This is a genomic window from Stenotrophomonas sp. 1278 (assembly GCF_029892765.1).
Classification (GTDB): domain Bacteria; phylum Pseudomonadota; class Gammaproteobacteria; order Xanthomonadales; family Xanthomonadaceae; genus Stenotrophomonas; species Stenotrophomonas indicatrix.
The window spans coordinates 69494-95750 of record NZ_JARXWD010000001.1 but is presented as its reverse complement, the minus strand read 5'-3'; the positions used below and the strand labels follow the sequence as shown (position 1 = coordinate 95750).

Genomic DNA, 26257 nt, shown 5'->3' with positions numbered 1-26257 from the left:
GCGCCTCAGTCGTCGCCGGTCACGCGCAGGATCTCCTCCAGCGTAGTCACCCCGCTGTCGACCCAGCGCTGCCCGTCCTGGCGCAGGGTGCGCATGCCGGCGCGCCGCGCGGCCTCGCGCAGCGCAGGTTCGCCCTGCCCTTCATGGATCAGTGCCCGCACGCGCTCATCCACCACGAACAGTTCGTGGATACCGGTGCGCCCGCGGTAGCCGCTGTTCGCACAGGCGGGGCAGCCTACGGCCCGCCACACGGTGCGGCCCTCGGCATCCACTTCGGCACGCCGACACTGCAGGCACAGCCTGCGCACCAGCCGCTGCGCCAGCACGCCACGCAACGATGAGGCGAGCAGGAAAGGTTCCACGCCCATGTCCGCCAGTCGGGTCACCGCCGAAATCGCATCGTTGGTATGCAGCGATGCCAGCACGCCGTGACCGGTCAGCGACGACTGCACCGCGATCTGCGCCGTCTCCAGGTCACGGATCTCGCCGATCATGATGGTGTCCGGATCCTGGCGCAGGATCGCGCGCAATGCCGTGCCGAAGCTCATGCCGATGCGCGCGTTGACCTGGATCTGGCCGATGCCGGCGAAGTCGTACTCCACCGGGTCTTCCACCGTGAGGATGTTGCTGGTGCTGCTGTCGAGCTGCCCCAGTGCCGCATACAGCGATGTGGTCTTGCCGCTGCCGGTCGGCCCGGTCACCAGCGCGATGCCATGCGGCTGGCGGATCAACCCGGTGAAGGTGGCCAGCGTATCGTCGGCCATGCCGAGGCGTTGCAGCTGCAGCCGCCCGGCATCCTTTTCCAGCAGGCGCAGCACCGCCCGTTCGCCGTGCCCGGTGGGCACGGTGGAGACGCGGATATCCAGCGGCCGGCCACCCACGCGGATCGCAATGCGCCCATCCTGCGGCAGGCGCTTCTCGGCGATATCCAGGTGGGCCATGATCTTGATGCGCGAGACCAGCGCCGCGTGCAACGCACGTCGTGGCTGCACCATGTCACGCAGGGTGCCATCGACGCGGTAGCGCACCACCGAATGGGTTTCGAAAGGTTCGATGTGCAGATCGCTTGCACCGTCACGCGCGGCCTGTGCCAGCAGGGCGTTGATCATGCGGATCACCGGCGCGTCGTCCTGTGCATCCAGCAGATCGGTCACCTCGGGCATGTCCTGCATCAGCCTGTCGAGATCGACTTCACTTTCGGCCGCGCCGACCAGTGCAGCGGCATCGCCACCGTCACGATACTGCTCGCCCAACCGCTGCTGCCAGGCCGCCGCATCCAGCACCTGGAACGGCAGCGGCCCGTGCCGGCGGCGCAGTTCGGCCACCGCCCAGGCGGCGGTCTCGGCAGTTCCCAGCAGGACCGGCGCGCCGCCTGCTTCGGCCAGCATCACGCCGTGGCTGCGCACCCAGGCATACGGCAGCGCTGGCGGCGGCGTGGCCATGCTCATGGGCCGATGACCAGTTCCGGGGTGTAGCCCAGCCCGCGCAGCTGCTGCAGCGCCGGGTCGAGCGTGGCCGGGTCGCGTGCCACCCGCACCCGCAGTCGCTGTCCAGTTTCGCCCGGCGTGGTTTCGGCATAGGCCTGCAGGCCAAGCGCGCGCACCTGTGCCACGGCCTGCGTGGCACGCGCTGCATCCAGCCCCTGCGCGAACTGCACCACCTGCACAGTGCCCTCGCTGGCCGGATACAACGCCGCAAGGCTGCCGTTCTGCGGCGGCTGGCCCTGGCCATCACGTGCATTGCCCTGGCCCAGCACCGACAGATCCTGCGGCGGCAGCTGCGGTGCCGACAGTGCCGGCAACGCCCAGCTCTGTACCGGCTGTGCAGCGGCCTGGGCGTTGCGCATGTAGTCGTAGCGGTCGCGGGTCAGGCGCTGTCCGGCGGCCGGGTCGCGCACCACGTGCGGGCGCAGGAACACCATCAGGTTGGTCTTGGCCCGCTTGCGCGTATCGCTGCGGAACAGCGCGCCCAGCACCGGGATCTTCCCCAGCCCCGGCACGGCATCGCGGCCATGGCTGACGCTGTCTTCCAGCAGGCCGCCCAGCACCATGATCTGGCCGTCATCGAGCAGCACGCTGGTGTCCAGCGCGCGCTTGTTGGTGATGATGCCGGCGCTGCCCGAGCTCTGCGCATCGATGCTGCTGACTTCCTGGTAGATGTCCAGCTTCACCGTGCCGCCCTCGGAAATCTGCGGGCGCACCCGCAGCTTCAGGCCCACGTCCTCGCGTTCGATGGTCTGGAACGGGTTGTTGCTGCCACCACCGCCATCGGTCACATAGCGGCCACTGACGAAGGGCACGGTCTGCCCGACCATGATGCTGGCGGCCTCGTTGTCCAGCGTCATCAGGTTCGGCGTGGAGAGGATGTTGGCGCCGCCTTTGCTCTGCAGTGCGTTGGCCAGCGCCTTCATGTTGAGGATCTGGCCCACGCCCGGCAGGTTGATCGTGCCGTCGATCACGCCGATGTTCAGCCCGTCTTTCGGCAACACGTCGAGCGTGGTGCGCGCGGTGGTGTTCAGCCCACTGCCGCCGGTGGTGCCGCCGAAGTGGGTGCCACCGAAGGTGCGGCCGTTGCCCAGCATCCATTGCACGCCCAGCTCGGCGGCGTCGGTCTGGTTGACCTCCACGATCAGGCTCTCCACCAGAACCTGCGCCCGACGCTGGTCCAGCTGGTCGATCACCCGCCGCAGGTTGCGGTACACCGGCTCCGGGGCAGAGATCAGCAAGGTGTTGGTGGCGATGTCGGCCTGCACCGAAATGCCGTTCTGGCTGAAGCCGGTGCTGCCGCCATCGATCGGTTCGCGACGGCCGGGATCAAGCCGCGGCGATTCCAGCGCATTGCCTTTGTTCTTGCCCTGTGCAGGCTGCGGCGGCGGGCTGGCGCTGCGGCTGGTCTCGCCCGGCAATGCAGTGATGCCGTCGCTGCTGCCCATTGCCGGCGCATCGCTCTGCCCTGCCACCACGCCCCGCAGCACCCCGGCCAGCTGGGTGGCCTGGGCGTTGCGCAGGTACACCACATGCAGGTTGCCGGACTCGTCCTGGGCCTTGTCCAGCTTCTCCACCAGCTGCCGCGCCAGGCGCGTGCGGCCCGGGCTGCTGGAACGCAGCAGCACGCTGTTGCTGCGCGGGTCGGCCATCACCACCACCTTCTGCGCCGGCTCCGCGCCCTGCGCATCCAGCAGCGGTGCGACCATCGCCGCCACGTCCACGGCAATGCCCTGCTGCAGCTTCACCACATCGGTGTCCATGCCGGCCGGCGTATCCACGCTGGCGATGACCCGCGCGATGCGCTCCAGGTTGTCGGCGTAGTCGGTGATGACCAGCGTGTTGTTGCCGGGGTTCGCGGTGATCGGATTGTCCGCGGTGATCATCGGCCGCAGCACCGCCACCAGCGCCGCGGCACTCTCGTAGCGCAGGGCAAACGTGCGCGTGGCTATCTCGCCGCCCGCACCACCGGCACCAACGCGGCCGCCCAGCAGCTTGGCATCGGCCTGCGGCACCACCCGGCTGACGCCCCCGCTTTCAACCACGGCAAAACCGCGCATGCGCAATGCACCCAGCAGCAGCTGGTAAGCCTGCACACGGCTGACCGGCCCATCGGAGACCACGGTCATCTTGCCGCTCACCCGGGGGTCGACCAGGAACTGGCGGCCGGTGAAGCGTGCCGCCATGCGCAGCACCCCACCGATGTCGGTGTCCACCAGGTTCAGCTGCACCGGTTCGCCATTGGCGTCCTGCGCCTGCACCGGCGCCGGAAGATGGGCCAGGCCCACCACCAGTGCCAATGCCGCGCTGCAGCCCAGGCTGCGCATCGCCTTCATGGATGGCCACCGCCCTGGGCGGCCATCACGATGTTTCCGGAAATCCGTGCCGCCGGCATGTTCGCGTCCCCTGTCCGTTGCAGTTGCAGTTGCTGCAGTTCGATGGCCGGGTCGGCCAGCAGAGGCAGCAGCCAGTTCCAGAGCGCATCGGCGGGCACACTGCGTACCTGCAGGTGCCAGCGCCCGTCGCGCGTTTCGATATGCAGGCTGCCGGCCAGGCCGGCAGCGGTGATCTGTTGGCGCAGGCCTGCAAGTGTCGGCCGCCGGCCTTGTGCCTGCTGCTGTTGTTCACGGGTGCGCAGCAGCGGTGCAAGTGCTGCCGCCTGCGCCTGCAGCCGTGGTAGCTCAGCCTGCCAATGGCTGCGCTGCTTAAGCAGCGGCTGCAGCCAGCCCAGCCACAGTGCGGCCGCCGCTATCGCCGCAGCCATCAACAGCAGCATCGCGCGCTCGCGCGCCGCCAGCCGCTGCCAACGCTGCGACAGTCCGCGCACGAAGCCCGCCGGCCGTAGTTCCGCTGTGGTCACGGCGCAGTCCCGCTGCTGATCCGCAAGCGGCCACCGGCTTCGTGCGCAAGCTGCAGCCCCTGTGCCTGCATCGCCTGTTGCCAGCGCTCCAGCCGTTGCGCGTCCTCGGCCAACACCTGCGCGTCAGCGTCCAGTTCCAAGTCCAGCTGGCCCGGTTGATAGCGCAGGCTGCGAACCTGGCCAGCCAACTCGGGGATGGCCTGCAGCACGCCGGCAACCTGCTGCTGCACGGCAGGAAGTGCCCGTGGCGCTGCCGGCGCCGCCAGTGCCCGCCGCGCCTGCACCACCGGATCGACCACATCGTGGATCTCGGGGAAGTGCGTGCTGAACTGCCGCGCCAAGTCATGCTGCAGGGCTTCACCCTCGCTGTGCCAGCGCGACACCTGCAGTTGCAGGCCCAGCGCAGCTAGCACCGCGGCCGCCAGCGCAAGACCGATGGCCACGCGTGGCGCACCTGCACCCGAGGCCGGCAACGGCAGTGACCAGCCAGGCAGCGGACCGCTGCACTGCACCGCCTGCGTCAGCACGCTGGCCGGCAGACGCTCGGCCCAAGCGGGCGGCACGGCATCGATCCACTGCACTGCCTGCACGCCGGCCTGCTGCAAGCGCACGGCCAGTACCTGCATCACCGAGGCCAGGTCACGCCCACCGCACCACTGCACGAAGCCACGATCACGGCCACAGCGGACCAGTACCTGCTCACCACACAGCTGCAGGGTGGCCTGCCCGACCGCCCACGGCAGCAGCAAGGGCGTTGGGTGCAGCGCCTGCAACTGCAGTCCGCACTCCTGCAGCTGCTGCTGTACGCGCGCAATCGCCTGCAGGCCAAGCCACGCCACCGCCACCGTGCCATCGGCCGCCTGGGTGCCATGTCCCAGCGCCACCTCCTGCAGATCATCCAGCAGCATCGCTTCCACTTCACCCTGCAGGGCCGCCTGCAGGCGTCGCCCGGACAGCGGCGGCAGCTGCAGCTCAAGCAGGATCAGGTCCTGCGGGTCAAGGCTCGCATGCACCCTCGTCTGCGGAAAGCGCTGGCCCAGCGTCGACAGAGGGTCGCTGCCCGTGGCCAGCACGCGGTCCTTGTGCAGCTGCGCCCACTCCACCGCGCTGTCCCCATCCAATCGTTCCAGCGCCGGCAGGCGCACTCTCAGCTGCAGGCTCATGCACCGATCCTTGTCCATACCCGTTGCACACGCACGCTGTCGTCACGGTACTCGCGCCAGATCAATGCGCGGAAATCCACCGATGCGCCGTCTGCCTGTACCTGCCCTACCGCCAGGAACCACTCGCTGTGGATACCCAGCGGCATCAGCGCCATCTGTTCGTTGCTCAGCTGCAGCCGGTTGGCGATGTCACCGCGGTTGAGCAACCAGTGGCCACGATCACGCTCGCCCAGCAGCGCCTGCAGGCGCCCGGCTTCCACCCCGGGTGCAACCGCCTGCAGTACGGCGATGTCACCTGTATTGGCGTTGACCAGGGTCTGCGCTGGCAGCACCACCGTACGCCGCGCCAGTGCCTGTATCGCCACCGGATCGGCGCCTGCCAGCACCTGCTCGATCAGCGACTCACGCGGCAACGGTGCACGCGCCTGCCGATCGCCATCGCGCAGGCGCGACTGGACCTGCGTTGCGGCGCTGGCACAGGCCGCGCGGGGCAGCCCCTGCCCCACACACAGCGAAGTGAACGCACGCAGTGCCTCTGCGGCAGGCTGGCCGTCAGCCAGCAGCGTGCGCAGGTTGAACCTCGACTGCGCGTCCACCAGCTGCAGGTGCACCGGCAGTGGCGCCTGCAGCTGCACCGGCCGCGCCCAACGTCCACTGCCAACGGTAGTCAACTGCTCGCGCGCGTCCTCACGCAACTGCTGCGCCGCGCGTTCCAGCGTGACGTCCACCGCCATGCGTACCTGCATGCGCAGCTGGTCGCTGCGTACCGCACGCAGCTGTGCCGACTGGCGGGTCAGCAGCGCAGTGGCGATCACCGCCACCAGTGCCACCACCAGCATCGCCACGATCACCGCCATGCCCTGCTGGCGGGCAAACGCACCTGGAATGTTCCGGCGTGCCATTGTCCGGCCTCACAGCTGCCAGGAGCCGATGTCCGCATTGCCGGCCTCACCGCCGGGCTTGCTGTCGGCCCCCAGCGAGAACACGTCGATATCGCCGTGCGTGCCGGGGTTCTGGTACTGGTAGGGGTGCCCCCACGGGTCATCCGGCAGGCGGTCGAGGTACGGCGTGACCGGCATCGCGCCGCTGCCCTGCGGCGGTTTCAGCAGCGCCTGCAGCCCCTGCCCGGCACTGGGATAACGGCCATTGTCCAGCCGGTACAGCTTCATGGCCTGCATCAGTGCGGCGATGTCCTGGCGTGCCGCCACCACGCGGGCCTGGTCGGGGCGATCCATCAGCCGGGGCACGATCAGTGCAGCCAGAATGCCGATGATGACCACCACCACCATGATCTCGATCAGGCTGAAGCCCTGCTGCCGAGCCCTGCGACCACCCATCTGCATTGCCATTGTTCCGCCCTCATCATCCTGGAAGAGACCGCCGCCCCATGGTCAGCGGCGCATGTGTCAGTACGATAAACATCCTGCGGAAATCGGCCGTTCCTGCAGCCGATCACCCACACGGCGCGCATTCCCCACGCAGGCAGCGTCCAGCAGCGACGACGGAACGCGCGCAAGCGTTTCCTCCACGCAGTGCTGCAGCAGTGGCGCGGCACACGCCTGCAGCAGGCGCATGCACTGCAGGGGAGACCAGGCCATGCCATGATCGAAGCCGATGAATTGCCGGTACACCTGGTGATAGCGAAGATCGTCGTGCAGGCGCTGCACGCTGCCAGGGGCGCACAGCGCGATCAGCAGCACCGCACGCTGCACCATGCGCACCTCCGCGCTCTCCTGCGCAAGCGTGGCCAAGGCCGCTTCAGGCCACGGCTGCAGGCATGCGTCCAGCGCCTGCCGCAGCAGCATCAACGGATGGCCGCTGACATCCAGCGCTGACCACCTTGCCGCATCGGCCCAGGCATCGCTGGACAGCATCCACACCCACGGCTGCCCATAGCGCTGCACATTCACTGGGACGTGCCGCGCCTGCTCCAACGACTGGCTCAGGTGGCGGTCCAGCTCCAGCATGCTGATCCTGCGACTGTCGTTCATCGGCGTCGCCTGCGCTCTGCGACGCGGGAGCGTCGTACTCTGCAGAAGACGTCAGCAAGGCAACCGAAGCGACAGCACGAATGCAATGTTGAGCAGTGCGTGGCAGCATCGCGGGAATGTCACCGCAACGTCATCCGCCTGCAGGCTTGCAGGTCCAGGCGCGGCGCCTCTCCGCCACACCGCCGGGCCAGCACGGCAACGTCGCTGCGCTGCGCGAATGCCGCCAGCGCGTGCATCGCGTCCGCGTCATCCAGCAGCGCCGCCGTCGTCGCCTGCAGCAGTGGCAGCTGCCATCCCTCCATCTGTGCATCGCTGGCGGCCACGAACCAGTGCCACAACCGGTGGTAGCGCACGTGATCGTGAAGTGCCGCCAGACCCTCGATGCCGTGCATGGCCATCAGCAACAAGGCACGTGCCAGTGCAGCGGCAGGCAGCATTCCCGATTCCGAAAGTGGCAGCGCCTGCCGCTGCAACCGCAGCAGCATCGCCAACGGATGGTCCTGTGGCTCGAACTCCAGCAGCACCGCCTGCTGCCGCCACTGCGTGTCGGACACCACGCATACCCACGGCGCGCCATAGCGGTGCACCATCAGCGGCCGCCGCTGGGTGGTTTCCAGCAGCGCCGACAGATTGCGGCGCAGATCCAACACACCGATGGTCTCGTTGCGCATCCTTGGCCTCTCATGCATGCATCGGGCGTGCGCGTCGCGCGCAGCCAGGGTCTTACCCCAAGACGGCAATTCCACCGGGAAAGCGACGCAGGCCGAGTGACAGCGTCTGCCCGAGCTGCTCCAGTGCGGCATCCGGATCATCAATGCGGAAGCGACCACTGACCGGCGCCCGCGCCAATGCGGATTCGCCCAGCAGCACCTTGCCGCGCCGGTAGCGGTTGATCTCGGCCACCACCTCACGCAGTGGCGCGCGGCGGAACACCAGCATGCCTTCGGTCCACGCGCTGACTTCGGCCGCCACGGCTTCGGCCACCACGCCACTGAGGCGCTCGTCATACACCGTCTGCTGGCCGGCCTGCAGCTGCAGGCGACCTTGCGGATGCTCGATGCGCACGCTGCCGTGCAGGCAGGTCACGCGCACCTGGCCATCGGTGTTGCGCACATCCAGGCGTGCTGCGCCCTCGTCGGCCACCAGGCAACCCGGCCCGGCGAACAGCGCCAGGCGCGCTCCCGCCGCGGCCTCGATCGCCGCCTGTCCCTGCACCAGTTCGAAGCCTTCCCCCTGGGCATCACTGCGCCGGCGCAGGCTGCTCTGCGTATCCAGTTCGATCTTCAGGTGCGGCGTCGGCGCAATCTGCAGCCGCTCGCCGGTACCGGTATGGAAATCGGCGGTCATCGCCGTCACCGAAGGCCACAGGCCCAGCGGTGGGTGCAGCGCGGCCACCACGGCCAGGCTCGCCGGCGCTGCCACAGCCGCACCCAGGAATGCACGCCGGCTCCAGCGTTGTGCCGGGGTTGCCGCTTGCGGCTGTCGTGCGGCGGCAGGCAACTGCTCACCGGCCAGGCGTACCTGCTCCCATTGCCGTTTCGCGCGCGCAAAGGCGTGCCGATGGCCGGGATCAGCCTCGCACCATTGGCGGAATTTCCTGGCATCGGCCGCCGTGGCTTCGCCCGAGGTCAACCGTACCACCCACGCGTGGGCCTGGCGCTCCACGGCGTCGAGCGGGCGGTGCGGTTGGTCGTCAGCGTCCATGAGGGCTCTTGCCGTCCCCGCACGCTGCGGGGTTCTGCTCGGCGTCAAAGTGTAGACGGATGCCGTGCCTCAGAACCGCACCTGCCGTCCCTGCCCGCTGCGTTCGGCCAGGTAATCCTGTGCGGCTTTCAGCTCACGCTGCACCAGCCGCAACGACACCCCCAGGTACTCGGCCACATCGCGCTGCTGCAGGCCGTCCACGCGGATCGCCAGCAGTATCCGGCGGCGGCGCTCGGGCATCCGCTGCAGCAGGCCGACCATGTCTTCCAGCGCCATCTCCTGCTCGGCCGCCTGTGCCGGCCCCGGGCCGGGATCGGCCATGTCCATCAACGTATCCACTTCTTCCAGGCTCAGCAGGCGATGGTCGGCGCGCTGGCGGTCGATCACGGTGTTCATCGCCATGCGCAGCAGGTACGCCGCTGGGTTCTGTACCGGGTCCAGGCGATCGCGACGCGTGCTCAGGCGCATCCAGGTGTCCTGCAGCGCGTCGCCGGCCAGCTCTTCCGAGCCCAGCTTGCGCACCAGGCGGCGCTTCAGTTCGTCGTACGCGCCCAGCAGATGGTCCATCAGGTCTACCGCCCCAGCCGTGCTGTTGCTCATGTTCGATTCCTTGACGTCATGGTTGGGGCGGGCGCCGGCCACAGTCGTGGCCCGCGCTGGAAGGACGGATCTGCAGGGTCACCGGCTGCGGCAGCGCGGCAGCATCGGCGCCCAGCCGCAGCGACTGCATCGCCTGCAGAAGACGCGCATCGCGGCGGGGGCTGCCGCTGCCGGCAAGCAGCTCGGGTTCCTGCACCTGGCCGTCGTTGGCAATGCGGAAGCGCAGCGTCGCCGCATAGGCGCCCGGTGCAAGGTCAGGGTCGCCACAGAACGCAGTGCGCAGCCGCTGCTGCAGGTCACCGAAGCGGCGCCGCTGCCCAAGGTCGTTGGCCACACCGGTCGCAGAGGCCTCGGCAGCGGCGCGTGCGGCGCGGCGCAGGACCACGCGCTGCGCGCCGATCAGCTCGGCCTCGACACCCGTATCCTGCAGCACCACCTGCAGCGCCTGCAGTGGCGGCAGGCTGGCCTGCAGCGGATGGCTGCTGCGGCCCGTGCCGAGGTCGCCGGGATACATCACCGACCAGCCGCTGACGACGCTGAAGCGCTCGACCGCCTGTTCCAGCGGCTGCGCGGGAATGTCATAGGCGCGGATGTCGTCCTGTGCGGCGGCAGCGAAGGCGAACAGCAACCCGGCGGCGGCCGCCACCCTCCAACGTCTGATCGCATGCTGTCCATTCAGCCCCCTGACGTAGAACACATGACCCTCGGCAGCGACATCAGCTGCAGCGGCGAAGCGCGGTGCGACCAGGCGGGTCGACCTGCGCACGGCCGGCAAGCGGGTCAAACCGTAGCGGCGTCACGTGTCATTGCGATGACGGCGGCGCGCAGGGGACGCGCCGGGCCGTTCAGACCGGCAGTTCAGTGGTCTGCTTGATCCGCTGCATGGGGATTTCGGTCTTGGTGTTCTGCACCCCGGCGATCCGGTTGAGGTGCTGTATCTGGAACTGCCGGTACGCATCAAGGTCGGCCACCGCCACCCGCAGCAGAAAGTCGCAGTCGCCCGCCATCAGATGGCATTCAAGCACTTCCGGGAAGGACTTGATGCTGTTGATGAAGTGGTTGGTGGTGTCTTCGTCCTGGCCACGCAGCCACACGCGGACGAACACCGTGAACCCACGCCCGATCCTGGCCGCGTTGAGCAGGGCCACGTAGCGATCGATGTAGCCGCCCTCTTCCAGCAGGCGGACCCGGCGCAGGCAGGCGGACGGCGACAGCCCCACCTGTCGCGAAAGCTCCAGGTTCTGCAGGCGACCATCGCGCTGCAGGGCGTCGAGGATGCGGCGATCCAGGTTGTCGAGCTGGTACTGCATGAAATTTCACCCATCAGACTGATGGCCGCATGATATTCCACATTCCGTCGGCTCAATGGCATCAACGCAACCCGATTTCGTGATCGGACCGTTAGCATGGGCCACCCCCACCCGTTGTTGATCCATGGACGCCCGAACCACCCTGCCCCTGCCTGATCCCGCGTGCGACACCGCACCGCGCGCCGAATTCCTGCGCGGCCTGCGCGCCGCCGTGCCGGTGATGATCGGCTTCATTCCTTTCGCCTTGGTGCTCGGTGCCCAGGCCGCCCAGAAGGGCCTGTCGGCGCTGGAAGTGCCGCTGATGACCGGCCTCAACTTTGCCGGTGGGTCTGAATTCGCCGCGGTCGAACTGTGGACTTCGCCGCCACACATCGCGCTGATCGTAGCGATCACCGCACTGGTCAACAGCCGCCATCTGCTGATGGGCGCCAGCCTGGCGCCGTTGCTGCAGCACCTGCCGCGCCGTCGCGTGCTGCCGGCGCTGTTCTTCATGTGCGATGAAAGCTGGGCACTGGGCGTGGCCGATGCGCGCCGTCGGGCACTGGGCTTCAGCCTGTCCTACTACCTCGGCGTGTCGGCCGGCCTGTACACCGTGTGGGTGCTGTGCACCGCGCTCGGCGCGATCGTCGGCCCACTGCTCGGTGACATCCACGCCTACGGCTTCGACATGGCCTTCCCCGCCGTGTTCCTGGTGCTACTGCGTGGCATGTGGCAAGGCATGCGCGCCGCCCGGCCATGGCTGGTCAGCCTGGTGGTGGCAGCGGGCACCTACCTGCTGGTGCCCGGCGCCTGGTACGTCGCCAGCGGCGCGCTGGCCGGTCTGGCCGCTGCGTGGCTGCTGGCCGAGGACGCCGCATGATCTTCAACGGCCTGATCCACTGGACCTCGGTGCTGACCATCATCCTGATGGCCGCCGCCACCTATCTCACCCGCATCATCGGTTTCCTCGCGCTGCGCAACCGCACCCTGAGCAAGCGCGCGGTGACGGTGATGGAAGCCGCCCCGGGCTGCGTGCTGATCTCGGTGATCGCCCCGGATTTCGTGGCCGACAAGCCGGCCGATCTGGCCGCACTGGCGATCACGTTGCTTGCGGCCACGCGGCTGTCGATGCTGCCGACCGTGCTGATCGGCGTGGTATCGGCGGGTGTGCTGCGGTATGTGATGGGGTGAGCGCCAGAGGACAACCGGCGCCGACCGTCGACTTCCCTATGCAACACGTCTGATTGTGCGTGCGCCGGGGCGTCTGCAAGGATGCATCCACCGCCTTGGAAGGGTGATCTCCTGCAGATGGAATCCTGGTTGCGGCACGCCACGGGCGCAGCAGCGCTGCTGCTCTGCGCCAGTGCGTGCAATACCCTCGATATTCCCCCGCGCGATAGTGTCGGCGCGGACGGAGCGTTTGCCACGCGCCTGCGCGGAGCGCCCTCGCAGCTTAGCGTTGGCACCGCATCGGTACTGCGCGGCCAGGAGAGTTCCGAGCAGACGACGCACTCGCACACTTGCCAACGGGAAACAATCGAAGTGATGGTGCGCTGGGTCGAACCCAGCCTATCCACTGACCAGGCAGTGAATCTATGCACTGCCGCCGCGCACGCCGCGAGACAACCGCTCCGTGCCGCAGGCCTGAACGATACACCGGTCCGCTACCAGGTCACGATCGTCAGCGACGGCGGCGGCATCTGGCAACAACCTGCCAGGCCAGTCCGACCAGAACTGGTGGTGGCGTTCTGGTTTCCCGCTGGCGACGACGCTGCTGCACTGCGTGCGCGCGTAATCTCCACCACCGCGCACGAGTTCCACCATATCGCCACCGCGATGGCAGGCCAGCGCCGATGGGGAGCGCACCGGGAACCGGAGGCCTACCTCGCCGGGGCATGCGCGCTGCTGGCGATTGAAGGTGAGCTTCGGCGCGAGCAGCTACCTGGCCGCCATGATCCCCGCGCTGACAGCCTGCTGCCGGCGGCTGCACAGCGCTCTGGAAATGCAGGCAACACGATGGGCCAGTCGTTGCAGGCATTCTTCAGCGGGGATCGTATCCAACGCGATGACGAAGAAGGGCGCGCCTTGCTACGACACTGCCACCACACCATCGGGTTCCCCGCCATCGCCCGCTAGCGCCGCCCCTCCCTGCGACAGCCGGTCGCAGCCCCCTCCGGGCACACGCTTGACCTATATCAATCCGCCCCATGCCACGGGCGCGTATCTCTATGCAGGAACCCAATACGCCGGCGTCACCGGCATCCAAAGGACCTGCGATGAGCTACACCCCCGACAACGCCCAGCTGCTCAACGCCATGCAGAACGTGATGGTGATCTCCACCACCGACCTGCAGGGCAACATCACCTATGCCAACGACCTGTTCTGCACGCTCACCGGGTTCGCGCGCGAGGAACTGATCGGCCAGCCGCACAGCATCGTCCGCCATCCGGACGTACCCAAGGCCGTTTACAAGGACATGTGGGACACCATCAAGGCCGGCAAGACCTGGACCGGCATCGTCCCCAACCTTGGCAAGGGCGGCGTGCTCTACGTGGTCGACACCACCGTGCAGCCACTGTTCGACGCCGACGGCAACATCACCTCGTACATCAGCATCCGCCGCGTGGTGAACGACCTGATGCAGAACTACGACCTTGTCGAGTTCAGCAAGGAAAAGTTCGACGACTTCTACGAGGCTGCGTGAACGCCATCCCCACACGCAGGCCCATCAGCCGGCTGCTGGTGGGTTTCGCCTCCGAGTCGGGCAACGCCCGCGCCCTGGCCCAACGCCTGGGTGCGGACCCGGAACTGCAGCCGCATGGACCGCAGGTCCTGCCGTTCAATGACATCGATGTGGCCGGCCTCGGCCACGGCGATGTGCTGCTGGCCATCTCCAGCTCGTTCGGCGACGGCGAGCCACCGGCCAATGGCGAGCGCTTCTTCGAGTCGCTGCGACAGGCGCCCGCCCTGCCCGGACTGCGCTACGCGGTGTTCGGCCTGGGGGATACCGGCTACCCCAGCTTCTGCGGTTTCACCAAGGCGCTGGATGCAGCGTTGAGCGATCGTCAGGCGCAGCCACTGCTGCACCGTGTCGACGCCGACCTCGGCTACGAACAGTTCTTCCAGCAGTGGCGGCCGGTGCTGGGCCAGGTACTGGACGGTGATGTGACCGCCGGCCAGGATCTGCGCCTGCAAGTGACGGCCTACGGCGAAGACAACGCGTTCGCCGCCGGCATTGTCGAACGGCGCCGACTGAATCACAGCACCCCCGCCGCCTGGCACCTGCAGCTGGACATCGCGGGCAGCGGCATGGCCTACCGGGCCGGCGACACCCTGCATCTGGTTGCAGAAAACGATCCTGCGCTGCTGCAGGCCCTGGCCAGCTGGTATGGCGATTCCAGCGCCGTCGACGCGCTGCGCGACCGCGAACTGCGCCTGCTCAGCAAGGGCGTACTGCGCGAACTGGCCAGGCTGGGGGGTAGCGACGTACTGAAAAGCCTGCTGAAGATCAGCCAGAAACGCGAACTGGACGCCTACCTGCATGGCCTGGACCTGCTGGACGTGCTGCAGGACCACGCCACCCCGCAGTCGGTTCCGCTGGCGCGATTGCGCGAGCTGCTATCACCCTGCCTGCCGCGCGCCTACTCGATTGCCTCGCATCCGCGCGATGACCAGCTGAGCCTGTGTGTACGCGAAGTGCGCTACACCCTGCGTGGCCGCGAACGCTTCGGCACCGCCACCGGCAGCCTGCTGCACGGCGGCGACACGGCGCGCGTGTACTGCCGCTCCAATCCGGGCTTCCACCTGCCCGAAGGCGGCAACGCACCTCTGCTGCTGGTGGGCACCGGTACCGGCATCGCGCCGCTGATGGGCCTGATGCAGGAACTGCAGGCCACCGGCGATGCACGGGAGGTCCATCTGGTGTTCGGCGAGAAGCACCGCGAGCATGACTTCCTGTACCGCGAGCAGCTGCAGGACTGGCAGGCGCGTGGCGTACTGGCTGGCCTGCACACCGCGTTCTCGCGCGATGGTGCGCAGAAGGTCTATGTGCAGCATGTGCTGCAGCAGCAGGCCACGCAGATGCGGGAAGTGCTGGCCCGTGGCGGCCACATCTACCTGTGTGGCAACAAGAGCCACCTGGAAGGTGCGATACGCGAAGCCATCGACGCGATCGGCGGCGAAGGCCATTGGGATGCCCTGCGCGGTGAGGGCCGCACCCACTGCGAGCTGTATTGAACCGTCCCTCGGGTAGAGCCGGCCGCTGGCCGGCTGCTGTTGGCGCTACGACGCTGCCGGCCAGCGGCCGGCACTACCCGCGTGGATATACGGCGCGCCAGGATATGGCTCGCCATGACCGCCGCGCATCAACCACCGACGATGCGCCCGTCCACCACGCGCGCCACCCGCTGGCCGAACACCGCCACATCCTGATTTGAACCGTCCCTCGGGTAGAGCCGGCCGCTGGCCGGCTGCTCTTCGCACTACGACGCTGCCGGCCAGCGGCCGGCACTACCTGCGTGGATACACGGCGCGCCAGGATATGGCCCGGTACGACCGCCGCGCGTCATCCACCGACGATGCGCCCGTCCACCACACGCGCCACCTGCTGGCCGAACACGGCCACATCCTGCGGATCGTGGCTGATCAGCAGCAGCGGAATACCGGTTTCATCCAGCACGGTTTCCAGCTCCTGGCGCAGGTGCTGGCGCAGGTCGTGGTCGAGCGCTGCGAACGGTTCGTCCAGCAGCAACGCCTGTGGCCGCGTCACCAGTGCACGCGCCAACGCCGTGCGCTGGCGCTGTCCGCCCGATACCTGCGACGGCAGCAGATCCGCCACGTGCTCGATCCGGAATGCCTGCAGCCACTGCTCCACTGCCTCGATACGGGTGCCGCGCGGTGGATTCAACCAGCCCCGCTGCAGCCCGAACGCCACGTTCTGGCGCACGCTCAGGTGCGGAAACAGCGCGTAGTCCTGGAACACATATCCCAGGCGACGACGCTGCGGTGGCAGATCGACCCCCGCTCCCGCATCGAACAGTGTCTGCCCGTGCAGGCGCACATGACCATGCTCCGGGCGCAGCAGGCCGGCCACCGCTTTCAGCGTCAGGCTCTTGCCGGCACCGGAAGGCCCGAACAGCACCACCTGCCGCTGCGTGCACTGCAGTGCAACGTCCAGCTCGAACGTCTGGCCGGACGCCTGCAATCGCCGCTGCACCTGCAGGTCAAGCCACATCGCGCAGCTCCCGACGGCGCCCGCCCACCAGCCGCGCGGCCAGCAGCAGGATCACGATGCACACCACCGACGTCAGGATCACCAGCGCATTGGCCTTGCCATCCTGCCCTGCCTGCACCGCTTCATAGATGGCGATCGACAAGGTCTGCGTGCGGCCCGGAATGCTGCCGGCCACCATCAGCGTGGCGCCGAACTCACCCATCGCCCGTGCGAACGCCAGCAGCAGGCCCGCCAGAATCCCGCGCCATGCCAGCGGCAGGGTGATGCGGAAGAACACCGCCGCTTCGGACACACCCAGCGTGCGCGCGGCCTGCTCCAACTGACCGTCCACTTCCTCGAATGCAGCGCGTGCTGGCTTGAACACCAGCGGAAACGACGCCACCGCAGCAGCGATCACCGCCGCCTGCCAGGTAAACACCAGGTTGATGCCGAACCACGACTGCAACCAGGCGCCGATCGGGCCATTGCGCCCGATCAGCACCAGCAGGTAATAGCCCAGCACCGTCGGCGGCAGCACCATCGGCAGGGTCAGTATCGAATCCAGCAGTTCCCGACCGGGAAAGCGCCGTCGCGCCAGCAGCGCGCCAAGTGCCACGCCGGCAACAAGATTGATCGCCGTGGCCCAGCCGGCCACCTTCAACGACAATCCCAGTGCGCTCCAGTTCAGGTCCATCCGTCAGGGCTTGCCGAACCCGTGCTTGTGCAGGATCGCCTGGCCCTGCGCCGAGCGCACGAACGCCGCGAAGCGCCTGGCTTCCACCGGCTGCGTGCTGGCCTGCACCACCGCCAGCGGATAGGCGATGCGTCCGGCGACCGGAACCTGGAACGCGCGCCGCACGCGATCAGGCATTGCCTGCGCGTCGGTGGCGTAGACAAAGCCCGCATCCACCTCGCCCCGCGCAACGTAATCCAGCGACTGCCGCACGTTCTGCGTACTGATCACCTTGCCCTGCACGGCCGGCCACAGCTTGGCGGCCTGCAACGCCCCCTGCGCGTAGCGGCCCACCGGTACGCTGTCCGGGTTGCCCAGTGCGATGCGCTGCACGCCGGCACCCGCCAGATCGGCCAGTGCGCGCGGCGGCGCCTTCGCCTGCGGTGGCACGACCACCCACAACGCGTTCACCGCGAAGACCTCACGCGTACCGGCCGCCAGCAGCTTCTGCTGCGCAGCCTGGTCCATCGTTGCCTCATCGGCCGAAGCGAACACATCCACCGGTGCGCCGCGCGCGATCTGCTGCAGCAGTACGCCGGAAGCGGCAAAGTTGAAGTCGACCCTGCTGCCCGGGTTCGCCTTCTCATAGGCTGCGCCCAGCTCGCGGAAGCTTTCGGTAAGACTGGATGCCGCCGACACCGTAAGTTCGGCCGACCACGCTGGCAGCGCAGCCACCATCCCCAGCAACAACACGCCCAGCGTCTTCATATCGGCTCCTTGGCCGTGTTCAATCCGGTTCGGAATCCCTGGCCACGGCCAGCGCCGCCAGCCGCTCGGGTTGCAGCAGCAGCATCTCACGTTGGTTGACTGCAATCACACCCTCATCGCTCAGCCGCCGCAGCACCCGGCTGACCGTCTCCGGCGCCATCCGCAGATAGTTGGCGATCTCGGTGCGGGCCATGGTCAGGTTGAAGCGGGTCGCGGAAAAACCACGCCGCGCATAACGCGCCGACATATCCAGCAGGAACGCCGCCATCCGCTCCTCGGTGCGGTGGTTGGCCGCCAGCGTGGCGACTTTGCCGATCTCCGCGCTGAGCAGGCTGAACAGCTTGGCCTGCAGCCCCGGCATGCGGGTGGCCAGCAGGCTCAGCTTGGGGAACGAAATGCGGCACAGGTGCACCGTATCCAGTGCCACCGCATTGCAGGGGAAGCGCGAACCGTGAATCGCATTGAGCCCGATTACCTCGCCCGGCAGAGCAAAACCCAGCACCTGCTCGTTGCCCTGGCTGTCGTCGACGAAGGTCTTGACCATGCCTGCGCGCACAGCGGCGATGGAATCGAAGGCCTCACCCGCACGGAAGATGTATTCCCCCGCATGGAACGGCCCCACGTGGTCTACCAGCACATGCAGTTCGCCCAGCGCCGTCTTGTCATAGCCCTGCGACATGCAAGCATCGGAGAAGGCACAAGTGCTGCAGAAATGCAGCGCGTCGCCATCATCGGCGGCGGCAGGATTCGGCGTGGCCCGGCCGGGGCGCGGCTGAGGGGACGGAATCGAAGACATCACGGCAACGCTCGAACGGAAGCCTCCATCATACGGCACGGCCCCATCACCTTCCGTGCACTGCACGGGTCACGCCGCAGGTGACGTGCCGCGCCGGCCTGCGCCGCGCTGGCGCACGCTGTCGCGCACATCCACATCGAACTGCAGTTGCAGCGTGGTGCCGTCGTCCAGATACAGCGCAAAGGCCAGGCCATCACGGCACGGCAGGCGCCCGGCAAGGTCCTCCACCGAACCGCGTGGCAGCACCAGGCGGCAATCGGTGCCACTGTCGAGCAGCACAGCGCTTTCACCGCCATGCAGCGAAACGGCCGTGCCCCAACCGCCGCTGCCACCGAACCGGGTCAGGTTCTCCACCGTTTCACCGGCCAGCAGCCGGGCCAGTTCGGCCTCGTCCAGGCGCAGCCGCATGGTCTGTTCCTGCAACTGCACCTTCATGAGGCAACGTCCTCCCATTGGGTGGGCGTATTGCAGTTGACCAGGGCGCCTTCATCGGCATGGGCCAGGCGCAGGGTCTGCGCGTCCAGCCGGTGTTGCAGGGCCTGCAGGGAGCGCGGGCCGAGGGGATCGTGGATCATGTTTTCGAGGATCGTGCGGCTTTCATTGCCCACATTAAACAGCATCGGAAGCGGATGCCCGTCAAAGATCGTGCAAGCGCCGCTGTGCCGGTCACGCAGCTGCTGCAATAGCTCCGGTGTCAACCGGGGTGTATCCACCGGCACCACCCAGGCAGGGCCATCGGGCATCTGCATCGCCACGCTGTACAGGCCACCCAGTGGCCCGCAGCGCGTGATCTGGTCCGGCACGCCGCCGAACGCCGGATAGCGTCCGCTCACCCAGACCCGGTCTGCCCCGGCCAGCCGCAAGGTGCCGCGCATGTGCTCCAGCAGGGTGCGCCCCTGCCAGGGCAGCATCGCCTTGTCGCGGCCCATCCGGCTGGACAGGCCGCCGGCCAGCACGATGCCGGCAATGGGCGTTTTCACGCGGGAAACCCGACCACGCCATACGTGGCCGCTCCCGTCGGGCGCGAGGGGAAGGCGCCATCCACGCATGGAGCAACCGTGCAGGTACGCCTCAGTAGAGCCACGCCATGCGTAGCTGCTTCTGCCAAGCGCGAGGGGAAGGCTCCATCCACGCATGGCGTGGATCTACTGGCGTCAGTGGTGCTCATGGGCCGGTTCACTGTCGGCGTGGCACAGCGTGCAGCCTTCGCTCCACTCGCTGTCGCCGTCCTCGTAATGTTCCTGCTTCCAGATCGGGCACTGGTGTTTCACCGCCTCGATCAACTGCCGGCACGCGCGGAACGCTTCATCACGGTGCGGGCTGCCCGCAGCCACCACCACCGCCACATCGCCAATGCCCAAGCGGCCCTTGGCATGCGCCACATACAGCTTCAGCTTCGGCCCGAACGTCGCTTCGATCTCCGCCGCGAAGCGCTGGATCTCGTTCAGCACCAGCGGTTCGAACAGGTCATAGGTGATGCCGGTCACCGGCCGCCCCACATTGAAGTCGCGCACCTTGCCGATGAACACATCGATGCCGCCGAATGCCGGGTCGGACACTGCCGCGATGCCTTCGACCGGGTCGATGGCGCGCTGCGCACGGTCCACCACCTTTGCCGTCACGTTGCTGCTCATGGCTCAGCCCCCGCTCACCGGCGGCAGGATCGCCACCTTGCCATCGGCAGGCAGCGCCTCGTGGTCACGCAGCACGCGCTGCTGGTCGGCAAAGGCCGAATAGTCCAGCAACCCGGCGCGGAAACCGGGAAAGCGCACCGGCAACAGCTGTCGTAGCGCCTGGCGCAGGTCGGCCACGGTGCCACCGGCCACCTCCAGCGCAATCTCGCGGCTGTCATCCAGATCGGAAAACGCACCGAACAACTGCAGATTCACCTGTTTCATCATGACTCCTGGGTTGCCAGCTGCAGCGGGTCCTGATGGCCCCAGCCCTGCACGCGCACCGGTGTGCCGGCCGCGACGAGGTCACCCTCGCCCTCCAGCACCACCCAGGCGTTGGCCTGCAGCATGGATTTCAAACGGAACGATTCCTGCCCAGACAGCACGCGCGCGCTCAAGCGCCCCTGCGCGTCCACGTCCACCCGCGCACGCGCGTGGAAGCGCAGGCCCGGCGGCTTGCGCACATCGGCCTGCAACGGCAGCTGCAGCAGCGGCTCTGCGGCCAGGCCCAGCAGGCGACGCAGCACCGGTTCAACGAAGAAACGCTGCCCCACCGCCGCCGACACCGGGTTGCCCGGCAGGCCGAAATACAGCGCTCCATCGGGCAGCACTGCAAACAGCAGCGGCTTGCCCGGGCGGATCGCCACCTTGTGGAACACGATGCGGGCGCCGCGGGCGCGCAGCGCATTGGGAATGAAGTCGTAGCGGCCGGCCGACACCGCGCCGGTGCTGATCAGCACCTTCGCACCCGCAGCCAGCGCGTCGTCCAGCACCGCATCGAAGGCAGGCACGTCATCGCCTACCGTGCCCTGCCACACCACCTCGGCACCGGCGGCCTGCAGGCGGCCGATCAGGTAGGGCCGGTTGCTGTCACGGATCTGTCCGGAGTCCAGCGCCTGCGCCGCTTCGGTCACCAGCTCCTTGCCAGTGGCAATGACAGCGACCTTCGGCCGTGCCACCACCGCCACCTCGGCCACGCCGATGGCGTGCAGCAGAGTGCGTGCATTGATGTCCAGCGCCTGCCCTGCCTGCAGCACGCGCTCGCCTTCTTCCACGTCCTGTCCGCGCAGGCGCACGTGCTGGCCAGGTTTCACCCCGCTCTTCAACGCAATGCGGGTCGGGCGACCCTGCTCGCTGGCAAGGATCTCCACGTTCTCGATCGGCACCACCGTATCCAGCCCAACCGGCATGCGCGCGCCAGTCATGATTTCCCATGCACCGTCGCCGCCCTCGGTACCGGCGTCGCCCGCCGCCTGCCAGCCCTGCACCACAAATTCGGTATCGCTTTCGAACGGCGTGCCATTGGCGCGCAACGCGAAGCCGTCCATCGCCGAGTTGTCGAACGGCGGCAACGACTGCCCGCTGATGATGTCCGTGGCCAGGATGCGTCCACCCGCCTCATGCAGCGGCAAGTGTTCGGCCGGCAGCGGCGTGGCGGCTTCCATCAGGTGCTGCAGCGCTTCGCTGTAGGCAATCATGCGTGGCCACCGCCATCGACCATCGCCAATGCGTGGCCCAGCACCGGCGCCAGAATGTCCAGGCATTGCGCGGCCGCACGCGGGCTGCCCGGCAGCGCAAACACCAGCATGTCATCCAGCTGCACCACCTCTGCCCGGCTCAGCCAGGCCATCGGCGTGTGCTGCGCACTCAACGCGCGCACCATCTGCGCCAAGCCGTGCACCGGTCGCGCATTCAACGAACGCAGCGCCTCCGGGGTCAAGTCGCGCGGGCCAAGCCCGGTGCCGCCGGTACACAGGCACAAGCGCACGCCCTCGCCCGCCAGCGCACGCAGGCGGCCCACCAGCGGCTCGATGCCATCGGGCAATACCTCGGCAGCCACCACCTCGCCACCGAGCGTCTGCAGCCCGCTCACCAGCTTCGGGCCGGACTCGTCGGCATAGCTACCCTCACTGGCGCGATCGCTCAGGGTGATCACCGCGCAGGCCGCACCGTTCAGGCCCTTCGGCGGGCGCGGCCTGAAGCGCTCGCGCTCACCCTCATCGATGCCGTCGGGATGCAGCCACAGGCCGCGCTTGCCGCCCTCCTTGAACAACAGGCGGATGCCCTCGATGCGCAGCGCCGGCTCCACCGGCTTGCTCAGGTCGTACAGGGTCAGCAGTGCCGCGTTGACGCCGGCCAGTGCTTCCATCTCCACCCCCGTGCGGGCCTCGCTGGCGCACTCGCACCACACGCGTATCGCCTGCCGCTCCGGCACCGGTGCGCAATACACCTGCACCAGTTCCAGCGGCAACGGGTGGCACAGCGGCATCAGCATCGAGGCCATCTTGGCGCCCTGCAGCCCAGCAATCTCGGCCATCACCAGCGCATCGCCCTTTGGCAACCGGCGCTCGACAATCAGCGGGTAGGCCACTGGCCCGGCATGCAGCTCGCCCACCGCCACCGCGCGGCGGCGGCTAATACGTTTGTCGCGCACATCGGCCATGTGGAAGGCCGCCTTCAGATCACCCGGCATCGTGTTCCTCATCCTCCAATCGAAGCCAGGTGCGGAATCAATCCGGTCTGGCCCTGGTGCAATCCGTGCCCGGCCGCTTTCAGGCCAAGCTGTGTGGTGATGCGTGCCAGCAGCGCGTCCTGGTCGTCGTCGCTCTGCAGCAGCGGGCGCAGCGGCACGCCGAATTCGCCGAACAGGCACAGCCGCAGATCGCCCTTGGCGGTCACCCGCAGGCGGTTGCAGCCCTTGCAGAAGTCACGCGAGTACGGGGCGATGATGCCCACCGTGCCGCGATGCTGCGGGTGGCTGAACTCGCGCGCCGGGCCGGCATCGGCCGCGCGCGGGCGCTCGTGCCAGCCAGCGGCCAGCAGCTGCTCGATCACCACATCGGCACGCAGATGGTGGCGCTGGAAATAGGCTTCGTTGTCGCCGGTACGCATCAGTTCGATGAAGCGCACGCTGAAAGGACGGTCGCGCAGGAAGTTCATCCACTGCGGCAACTCATCGTCGTTCAGGCCGCGCAGCAGCACCGCGTTGAGCTTGATGGCCGGCAGGCCCAATGCCTGTGCCATCGCCAGCCCCTGCTGGATTTCCGGCAGGCGGTCGTGGCCGGTGATGGTCCTGAAGCGCTCGCGCTGCAGGCTGTCCATGCTTACGTTCAGCGCGGTCAGGCCGGCCCGGTGCCAGCCCGGCAGGCGCCGCGGCAGCAGCGTGCCATTGGTGGTGATGGCCACCTTGCGGATGCCCGGCACGGCCGCCACCGCAGCGATGATTTCGTCCAGATCCCTGCGCAGGCTGGGCTCGCCCCCGGTCAGGCGGATCTTGGTCATCCCCAGCATGGCAAAGGCACGCACCAGGCGCGCGATCTCGTCCACCGCCAGGAAGCGCGGGCGGCCGTCGGCCTGGTAGCCATCGGGCAGGCAATAACTGCAACGGAAGTTGCAGGCCTCGGTCAATGACAGGCGCAGATACGGGAAGCGGCGTCCGAACCCGTCGGTGAGTTGGCTCATGGCTGTTTCACTCCTGAGCCCACCATGCCGCTGGGCGCCTGAACAGGTTGTCGACCCGAGCCCTCAGAGTGCGCCGGAGCGCTGGAAGCGTCAACCCGGAGCTCGACTGCGGTGGCGCTGGAGGGTACGGCCTTCAACCCTGTCGTTTTCGAACCGGCTGCTACGTCTCGCTTCTTCACTCAACCACGACACCTGTCGCAGATTGCCTGGTCGCGGTGGGCCAAGGCGGCAGCCAGCGCTGCCGGTACTTAACAGCGTGGTTCAATGCCGAAAGCGTCTCCAATCGTGAGTTATTTGCAACTTCTCTGATTGGCATTGCACAGCGACGCGGGCTCAGATGGCGTGCCACCGAAAACGGGTGGCCGGGCTTCGAATCCCCGTGATGCTCTATGCGTTGTTTACGCTTGCCAGCCGGCGTCACCTTGCGTGGCGCCGGCTGGCAATCCGTCTGCCGGCTATGGCGGGCGGTGCGTGGGGGCTTGATGCCCGCCGGTGTATGCGTAGAGCTCCGGGATTCGAACCACGTACCGTCCGCCACCTCTATGTGGCGGCTACCGATTGCCTTGCACGGAGCCTCGCCATGAACGGATCTGACCTGCCCCACCTGCACGCCTACAGTGACCCAGCCAATGCCGATGACCTGGCAGAGGCTGTGCCCACTGCGGGTACGAACACCCTGATTGCCAACCTGAAGCGCATCGGCAAAGGCGCCGCCGCCGACGGGCAGCCCTGGCCGGAGCGGCATCAGTTGCCCGGCCGCTGCATGGCGCTGGCCGATGCCGATTGCGCATTGGCCGGCTTGCGGGTGGTGCAGGAGGTACTGCTGGCGGCGGAGCGGACCCGGCAGAACGGCGAGCCCGAGGACTATGTGGGCGACCGGGTGATGGAGGGGCTGATGCTGGCGTGCCTGGCGTTGAGTGCGCAGGCTGTGGGGCGGTTGCAGGTGAGCGAGCAATAGCATCTTTCGATGTCGTCTATGCCCTCTTTTCGGCCCGGCGTTCGCCCACACAAATGCAACGCCCTTCTCATTACTCGCCGTGCGATGGCCGTTCCAGACTGGCGCGCGCGCCCATCATTACCGGCGGCACGACAATACCGGCAAGGGCGATCAGGGCAATTGAATCACCCGCCCTCTCAGAGTTGTGCAGATGGAGACATCGAAAAACCAATGAAGATTGTCAAGAGCGCTTTTGCATTGCTCGTCGCAGCCGGCTTCTACATGGCATCGAGCAAAGCGCACGCGTATGTACTGATAAAAGAAGAGGCAGCCATCAAGCTGATAGACGGCATCCCTGCAATCTGCATCCCATCAAGGTCGTGGGGGTCGTACCAGGTGAGCAGCCTTCTCGTGATGGAGCTCTATGCACACCGCAAAGAGAGGTGGTTGATAACACTCAAGGATGACGCCAGGCCAATGAAACTCAGGCCTGGCAAGTGCATTTCATACGGGTCGATACCCAGGGGCTACCAGCTCGGCCCACACAAAGAAGATGCGCATCATTTCAGTTTTGAAACGAACAAAACCTATCGATTCAGCCTTTACCGGGCTGGCCGATTCATGGCGATATTTCAGACCGGAATCTATGAGACCACATTCTGCTTGAAAGAGGATGCCGACGGCACCGTCAGCATTCAGACCGTCAGCATTCAGAAGGAGTCAGCATGCCCCGGCTCAAGCAGATGAGCCTTCCAATGCCAGCAGCAATCCTCGCCCTGCTGCTTCTGAGCGGCTGCCACCTTACCCGGAATCAAGCACTTTCACCCAAGCCGGAGGCTGGCACAGTCAAAGTGACCATCAAGGTCCCCGAGGAGCTTGCGGCCAGAGACATGCGGGTGATCTACCGCTCGACGAAATGCACCACGACGTATCGGTCCACGCTGGACTGGGAAAAACGTACACGAGACAACTATGCGGGACTTGAGCTTCAGCCTATGCGCCGCCAAGGAACGGATGTTTACGAGGCCACAGTGGCAGTCAATGGCGGCGGCGCGTGCCGCTGGAAACTCAGCAACGTAACCTTTGGAGTCAAGTACGGAGATCCATCTAGATTTGGAGATGATGTGAGGTTTGGCATGGGAGGCAACGTCGTTGTAATGTTTGATGAGACCGATTCCGTGCGTGGAGGCCCCTACACCGAACCCAGCGTCAGCGCCGAAGGCATCCTTTCAGTAAAGCAGGACTATTATCCATGGCTGATGGAATGGTTTATCGGAGGACATCAAAAGTTCATCAACCTGACAACGGATGCAGACATATACATCAAGTATCGCGCACCTAACGCACGCGCCATCCACTTCGAACCCATTTTTCATCCCGGATTTCTGACCCACTCAGTGCAACCCAAGATGAAACGCAAGGGCAGTGAAACCATCTTTTACTATCCCGATGGCAGCAGCAGGCCGGAGCCATATCACGACAAGCCCCGGTTCAAGACGCTTCAGGACATCCGAATGGCGACTGAGGCGAGTGACTGATGAACTGAGCCGTTCGGCTGGTCCCTCCACGAAAGGTCAATCACCATCATGAGGCTGCCCATCCTCTTCGCACTCTGCTTGATACTCATCTCCTGCGATCTGGATC

At 67.0% G+C, this 26257-nt stretch carries 31 protein-coding genes; 8 read left to right on the top strand and 23 right to left on the bottom strand.

The window, feature by feature from the left end; genetic code table 11:
• Positions 1–5: 5 nt before the first annotated feature.
• From gspE to M2299_RS00395, 12 genes are all read right to left on the bottom strand, one after another.
• Positions 6–1448, bottom strand: a complete 1443-nt coding sequence (gene gspE / locus M2299_RS00450) for a type II secretion system ATPase GspE (RefSeq protein WP_280883625.1) — start codon at positions 1446–1448, stop codon at positions 6–8.
• Positions 1445–3820: a type II secretion system secretin GspD gene (gene gspD / locus M2299_RS00445; RefSeq protein ID WP_280883624.1), complete on the bottom strand. Its 2376-nt coding sequence runs from the start codon at positions 3818–3820 to the stop codon at positions 1445–1447. Before gspD ends, gspE begins: the two co-directional genes overlap by 4 nt.
• Positions 3817–4344 (bottom strand): type II secretion system protein GspM, encoded by a 528-nt coding sequence (gspM, locus tag M2299_RS00440; protein ID WP_280883623.1) that lies wholly within the window; start codon positions 4342–4344, stop codon positions 3817–3819. The genes gspD and gspM overlap by 4 nt, the downstream gene beginning before the upstream one ends.
• A complete protein-coding gene (gene gspL / locus M2299_RS00435) occupies positions 4341–5507 on the bottom strand; it encodes a type II secretion system protein GspL (protein WP_280883622.1) in 1167 nt (388 codons plus the stop codon). The genes gspM and gspL overlap by 4 nt, the downstream gene beginning before the upstream one ends.
• Entirely contained in the window at positions 5504–6364 is an 861-nt protein-coding gene (gene gspK / locus M2299_RS00430) for a type II secretion system minor pseudopilin GspK (protein ID WP_280883759.1), read from the bottom strand. Before gspK ends, gspL begins: the two co-directional genes overlap by 4 nt.
• Positions 6365–6418: 54 nt before the next feature.
• Positions 6419–6856 carry a type II secretion system major pseudopilin GspG gene (gene gspG, locus M2299_RS00425; RefSeq protein ID WP_033831258.1) on the bottom strand — a complete coding sequence of 146 codons (438 nt, stop codon included), beginning with the start codon at positions 6854–6856 and terminating at the stop codon, positions 6419–6421.
• A gap of 57 nt (positions 6857–6913) precedes the next feature.
• A complete protein-coding gene (locus M2299_RS00420) occupies positions 6914–7498 on the bottom strand; it encodes a hypothetical protein (RefSeq protein WP_280883621.1) in 585 nt (194 codons plus the stop codon).
• Positions 7499–7617: 119 nt separating this feature from the next.
• Positions 7618–8169, bottom strand: coding sequence for a hypothetical protein (locus M2299_RS00415; protein ID WP_280883620.1), 552 nt, complete (start codon positions 8167–8169; stop codon positions 7618–7620).
• Positions 8170–8221: 52 nt separating this feature from the next.
• Positions 8222–9202, bottom strand: coding sequence for a DUF4880 domain-containing protein (locus M2299_RS00410; RefSeq protein ID WP_280883619.1), 981 nt, complete (start codon positions 9200–9202; stop codon positions 8222–8224).
• Between the two features lie 69 nt (positions 9203–9271).
• Positions 9272–9802 carry a sigma-70 family RNA polymerase sigma factor gene (locus M2299_RS00405; protein WP_280883618.1) on the bottom strand — a complete coding sequence of 177 codons (531 nt, stop codon included), beginning with the start codon at positions 9800–9802 and terminating at the stop codon, positions 9272–9274.
• A 16-nt stretch (positions 9803–9818) separates the two neighbouring features.
• On the bottom strand, positions 9819–10499 hold the full coding sequence (locus M2299_RS00400) for an STN domain-containing protein (protein ID WP_345782451.1): 681 nt from the start codon (positions 10497–10499) through the stop codon (positions 9819–9821).
• Between the two features lie 148 nt (positions 10500–10647).
• Complete coding sequence (locus M2299_RS00395; RefSeq protein WP_025874361.1) at positions 10648–11112, bottom strand: Lrp/AsnC family transcriptional regulator; 465 nt, start codon at positions 11110–11112, stop codon at positions 10648–10650.
• 124 nt (positions 11113–11236) lie between these two features.
• Between M2299_RS00395 and M2299_RS00390 the strand changes: the two genes are divergently transcribed.
• The 5 genes from M2299_RS00390 (at position 11237) to M2299_RS00370 (ending at position 15328) form a co-directional block, all read left to right on the top strand.
• A complete protein-coding gene (locus M2299_RS00390) occupies positions 11237–11971 on the top strand; it encodes an AzlC family ABC transporter permease (protein WP_033831262.1) in 735 nt (244 codons plus the stop codon).
• Entirely contained in the window at positions 11968–12282 is a 315-nt protein-coding gene (locus M2299_RS00385; RefSeq protein ID WP_033831264.1) for an AzlD family protein, read from the top strand. Before M2299_RS00390 ends, M2299_RS00385 begins: the two co-directional genes overlap by 4 nt.
• 117 nt (positions 12283–12399) lie before the next feature.
• A complete protein-coding gene (locus tag M2299_RS00380) occupies positions 12400–13227 on the top strand; it encodes a hypothetical protein (RefSeq protein ID WP_280883616.1) in 828 nt (275 codons plus the stop codon).
• Positions 13228–13367: 140 nt separating this feature from the next.
• A complete protein-coding gene (locus tag M2299_RS00375) occupies positions 13368–13796 on the top strand; it encodes a PAS sensor domain-containing protein (RefSeq protein WP_005409905.1) in 429 nt (142 codons plus the stop codon).
• Positions 13793–15328: a sulfite reductase flavoprotein subunit alpha gene (locus M2299_RS00370; RefSeq protein WP_280883615.1), complete on the top strand. Its 1536-nt coding sequence runs from the start codon at positions 13793–13795 to the stop codon at positions 15326–15328. The genes M2299_RS00375 and M2299_RS00370 overlap by 4 nt, the downstream gene beginning before the upstream one ends.
• Positions 15329–15656: 328 nt before the next feature.
• Here the strand turns inward: M2299_RS00370 and M2299_RS00365 are convergent, their stop codons facing one another.
• The 11 genes from M2299_RS00365 to moaA form a co-directional block, all read right to left on the bottom strand.
• On the bottom strand, positions 15657–16325 hold the full coding sequence (locus M2299_RS00365) for an ATP-binding cassette domain-containing protein (RefSeq protein WP_032974546.1): 669 nt from the start codon (positions 16323–16325) through the stop codon (positions 15657–15659).
• The gene (gene modB, locus M2299_RS00360; RefSeq protein ID WP_280883614.1) at positions 16315–16998 is read right to left on the bottom strand and encodes a molybdate ABC transporter permease subunit; all 684 of its coding nucleotides are present in this window, start codon (positions 16996–16998) and stop codon (positions 16315–16317) included. The genes M2299_RS00365 and modB overlap by 11 nt, the downstream gene beginning before the upstream one ends.
• A gap of 3 nt (positions 16999–17001) precedes the next feature.
• A complete protein-coding gene (gene modA, locus M2299_RS00355; RefSeq protein ID WP_222389283.1) occupies positions 17002–17745 on the bottom strand; it encodes a molybdate ABC transporter substrate-binding protein in 744 nt (247 codons plus the stop codon).
• A gap of 19 nt (positions 17746–17764) precedes the next feature.
• Positions 17765–18541 carry a helix-turn-helix domain-containing protein gene (locus tag M2299_RS00350; protein WP_093818502.1) on the bottom strand — a complete coding sequence of 259 codons (777 nt, stop codon included), beginning with the start codon at positions 18539–18541 and terminating at the stop codon, positions 17765–17767.
• Positions 18542–18610: 69 nt separating this feature from the next.
• Complete coding sequence (locus M2299_RS00345) at positions 18611–18976, bottom strand: hypothetical protein (RefSeq protein WP_223485760.1); 366 nt, start codon at positions 18974–18976, stop codon at positions 18611–18613.
• On the bottom strand, positions 18973–19470 hold the full coding sequence (locus M2299_RS00340; RefSeq protein WP_263291420.1) for a molybdenum cofactor guanylyltransferase: 498 nt from the start codon (positions 19468–19470) through the stop codon (positions 18973–18975). Before M2299_RS00340 ends, M2299_RS00345 begins: the two co-directional genes overlap by 4 nt.
• 225 nt (positions 19471–19695) lie before the next feature.
• Positions 19696–20175, bottom strand: a complete 480-nt coding sequence (locus M2299_RS00335) for a molybdenum cofactor biosynthesis protein MoaE (protein WP_280883613.1) — start codon at positions 20173–20175, stop codon at positions 19696–19698.
• A gap of 3 nt (positions 20176–20178) precedes the next feature.
• The gene (locus tag M2299_RS00330; RefSeq protein WP_280883612.1) at positions 20179–20439 is read right to left on the bottom strand and encodes a MoaD/ThiS family protein; all 261 of its coding nucleotides are present in this window, start codon (positions 20437–20439) and stop codon (positions 20179–20181) included.
• On the bottom strand, positions 20439–21692 hold the full coding sequence (glp, locus tag M2299_RS00325; protein WP_280883611.1) for a gephyrin-like molybdotransferase Glp: 1254 nt from the start codon (positions 21690–21692) through the stop codon (positions 20439–20441). Before glp ends, M2299_RS00330 begins: the two co-directional genes overlap by 1 nt.
• Positions 21689–22687: a bifunctional molybdenum cofactor biosynthesis protein MoaC/MoaB gene (gene moaCB, locus M2299_RS00320; RefSeq protein ID WP_280883758.1), complete on the bottom strand. Its 999-nt coding sequence runs from the start codon at positions 22685–22687 to the stop codon at positions 21689–21691. Before moaCB ends, glp begins: the two co-directional genes overlap by 4 nt.
• Positions 22688–22695: 8 nt before the next feature.
• Positions 22696–23676 (bottom strand): GTP 3',8-cyclase MoaA, encoded by a 981-nt coding sequence (gene moaA, locus M2299_RS00315; RefSeq protein ID WP_280883610.1) that lies wholly within the window; start codon positions 23674–23676, stop codon positions 22696–22698.
• Positions 23677–24256: 580 nt separating this feature from the next.
• Here moaA and M2299_RS00310 point away from each other — a divergent pair.
• The 3 genes from M2299_RS00310 (at position 24257) to M2299_RS00300 (ending at position 26151) form a co-directional block, all read left to right on the top strand.
• Positions 24257–24634: a hypothetical protein gene (locus M2299_RS00310; RefSeq protein WP_080148616.1), complete on the top strand. Its 378-nt coding sequence runs from the start codon at positions 24257–24259 to the stop codon at positions 24632–24634.
• Between the two features lie 210 nt (positions 24635–24844).
• A complete protein-coding gene (locus M2299_RS00305) occupies positions 24845–25360 on the top strand; it encodes a hypothetical protein (RefSeq protein ID WP_280883609.1) in 516 nt (171 codons plus the stop codon).
• Positions 25339–26151: a hypothetical protein gene (locus tag M2299_RS00300; protein WP_099842682.1), complete on the top strand. Its 813-nt coding sequence runs from the start codon at positions 25339–25341 to the stop codon at positions 26149–26151. Before M2299_RS00305 ends, M2299_RS00300 begins: the two co-directional genes overlap by 22 nt.
• The last annotated feature ends 106 nt before the right edge of the window (positions 26152–26257 follow it).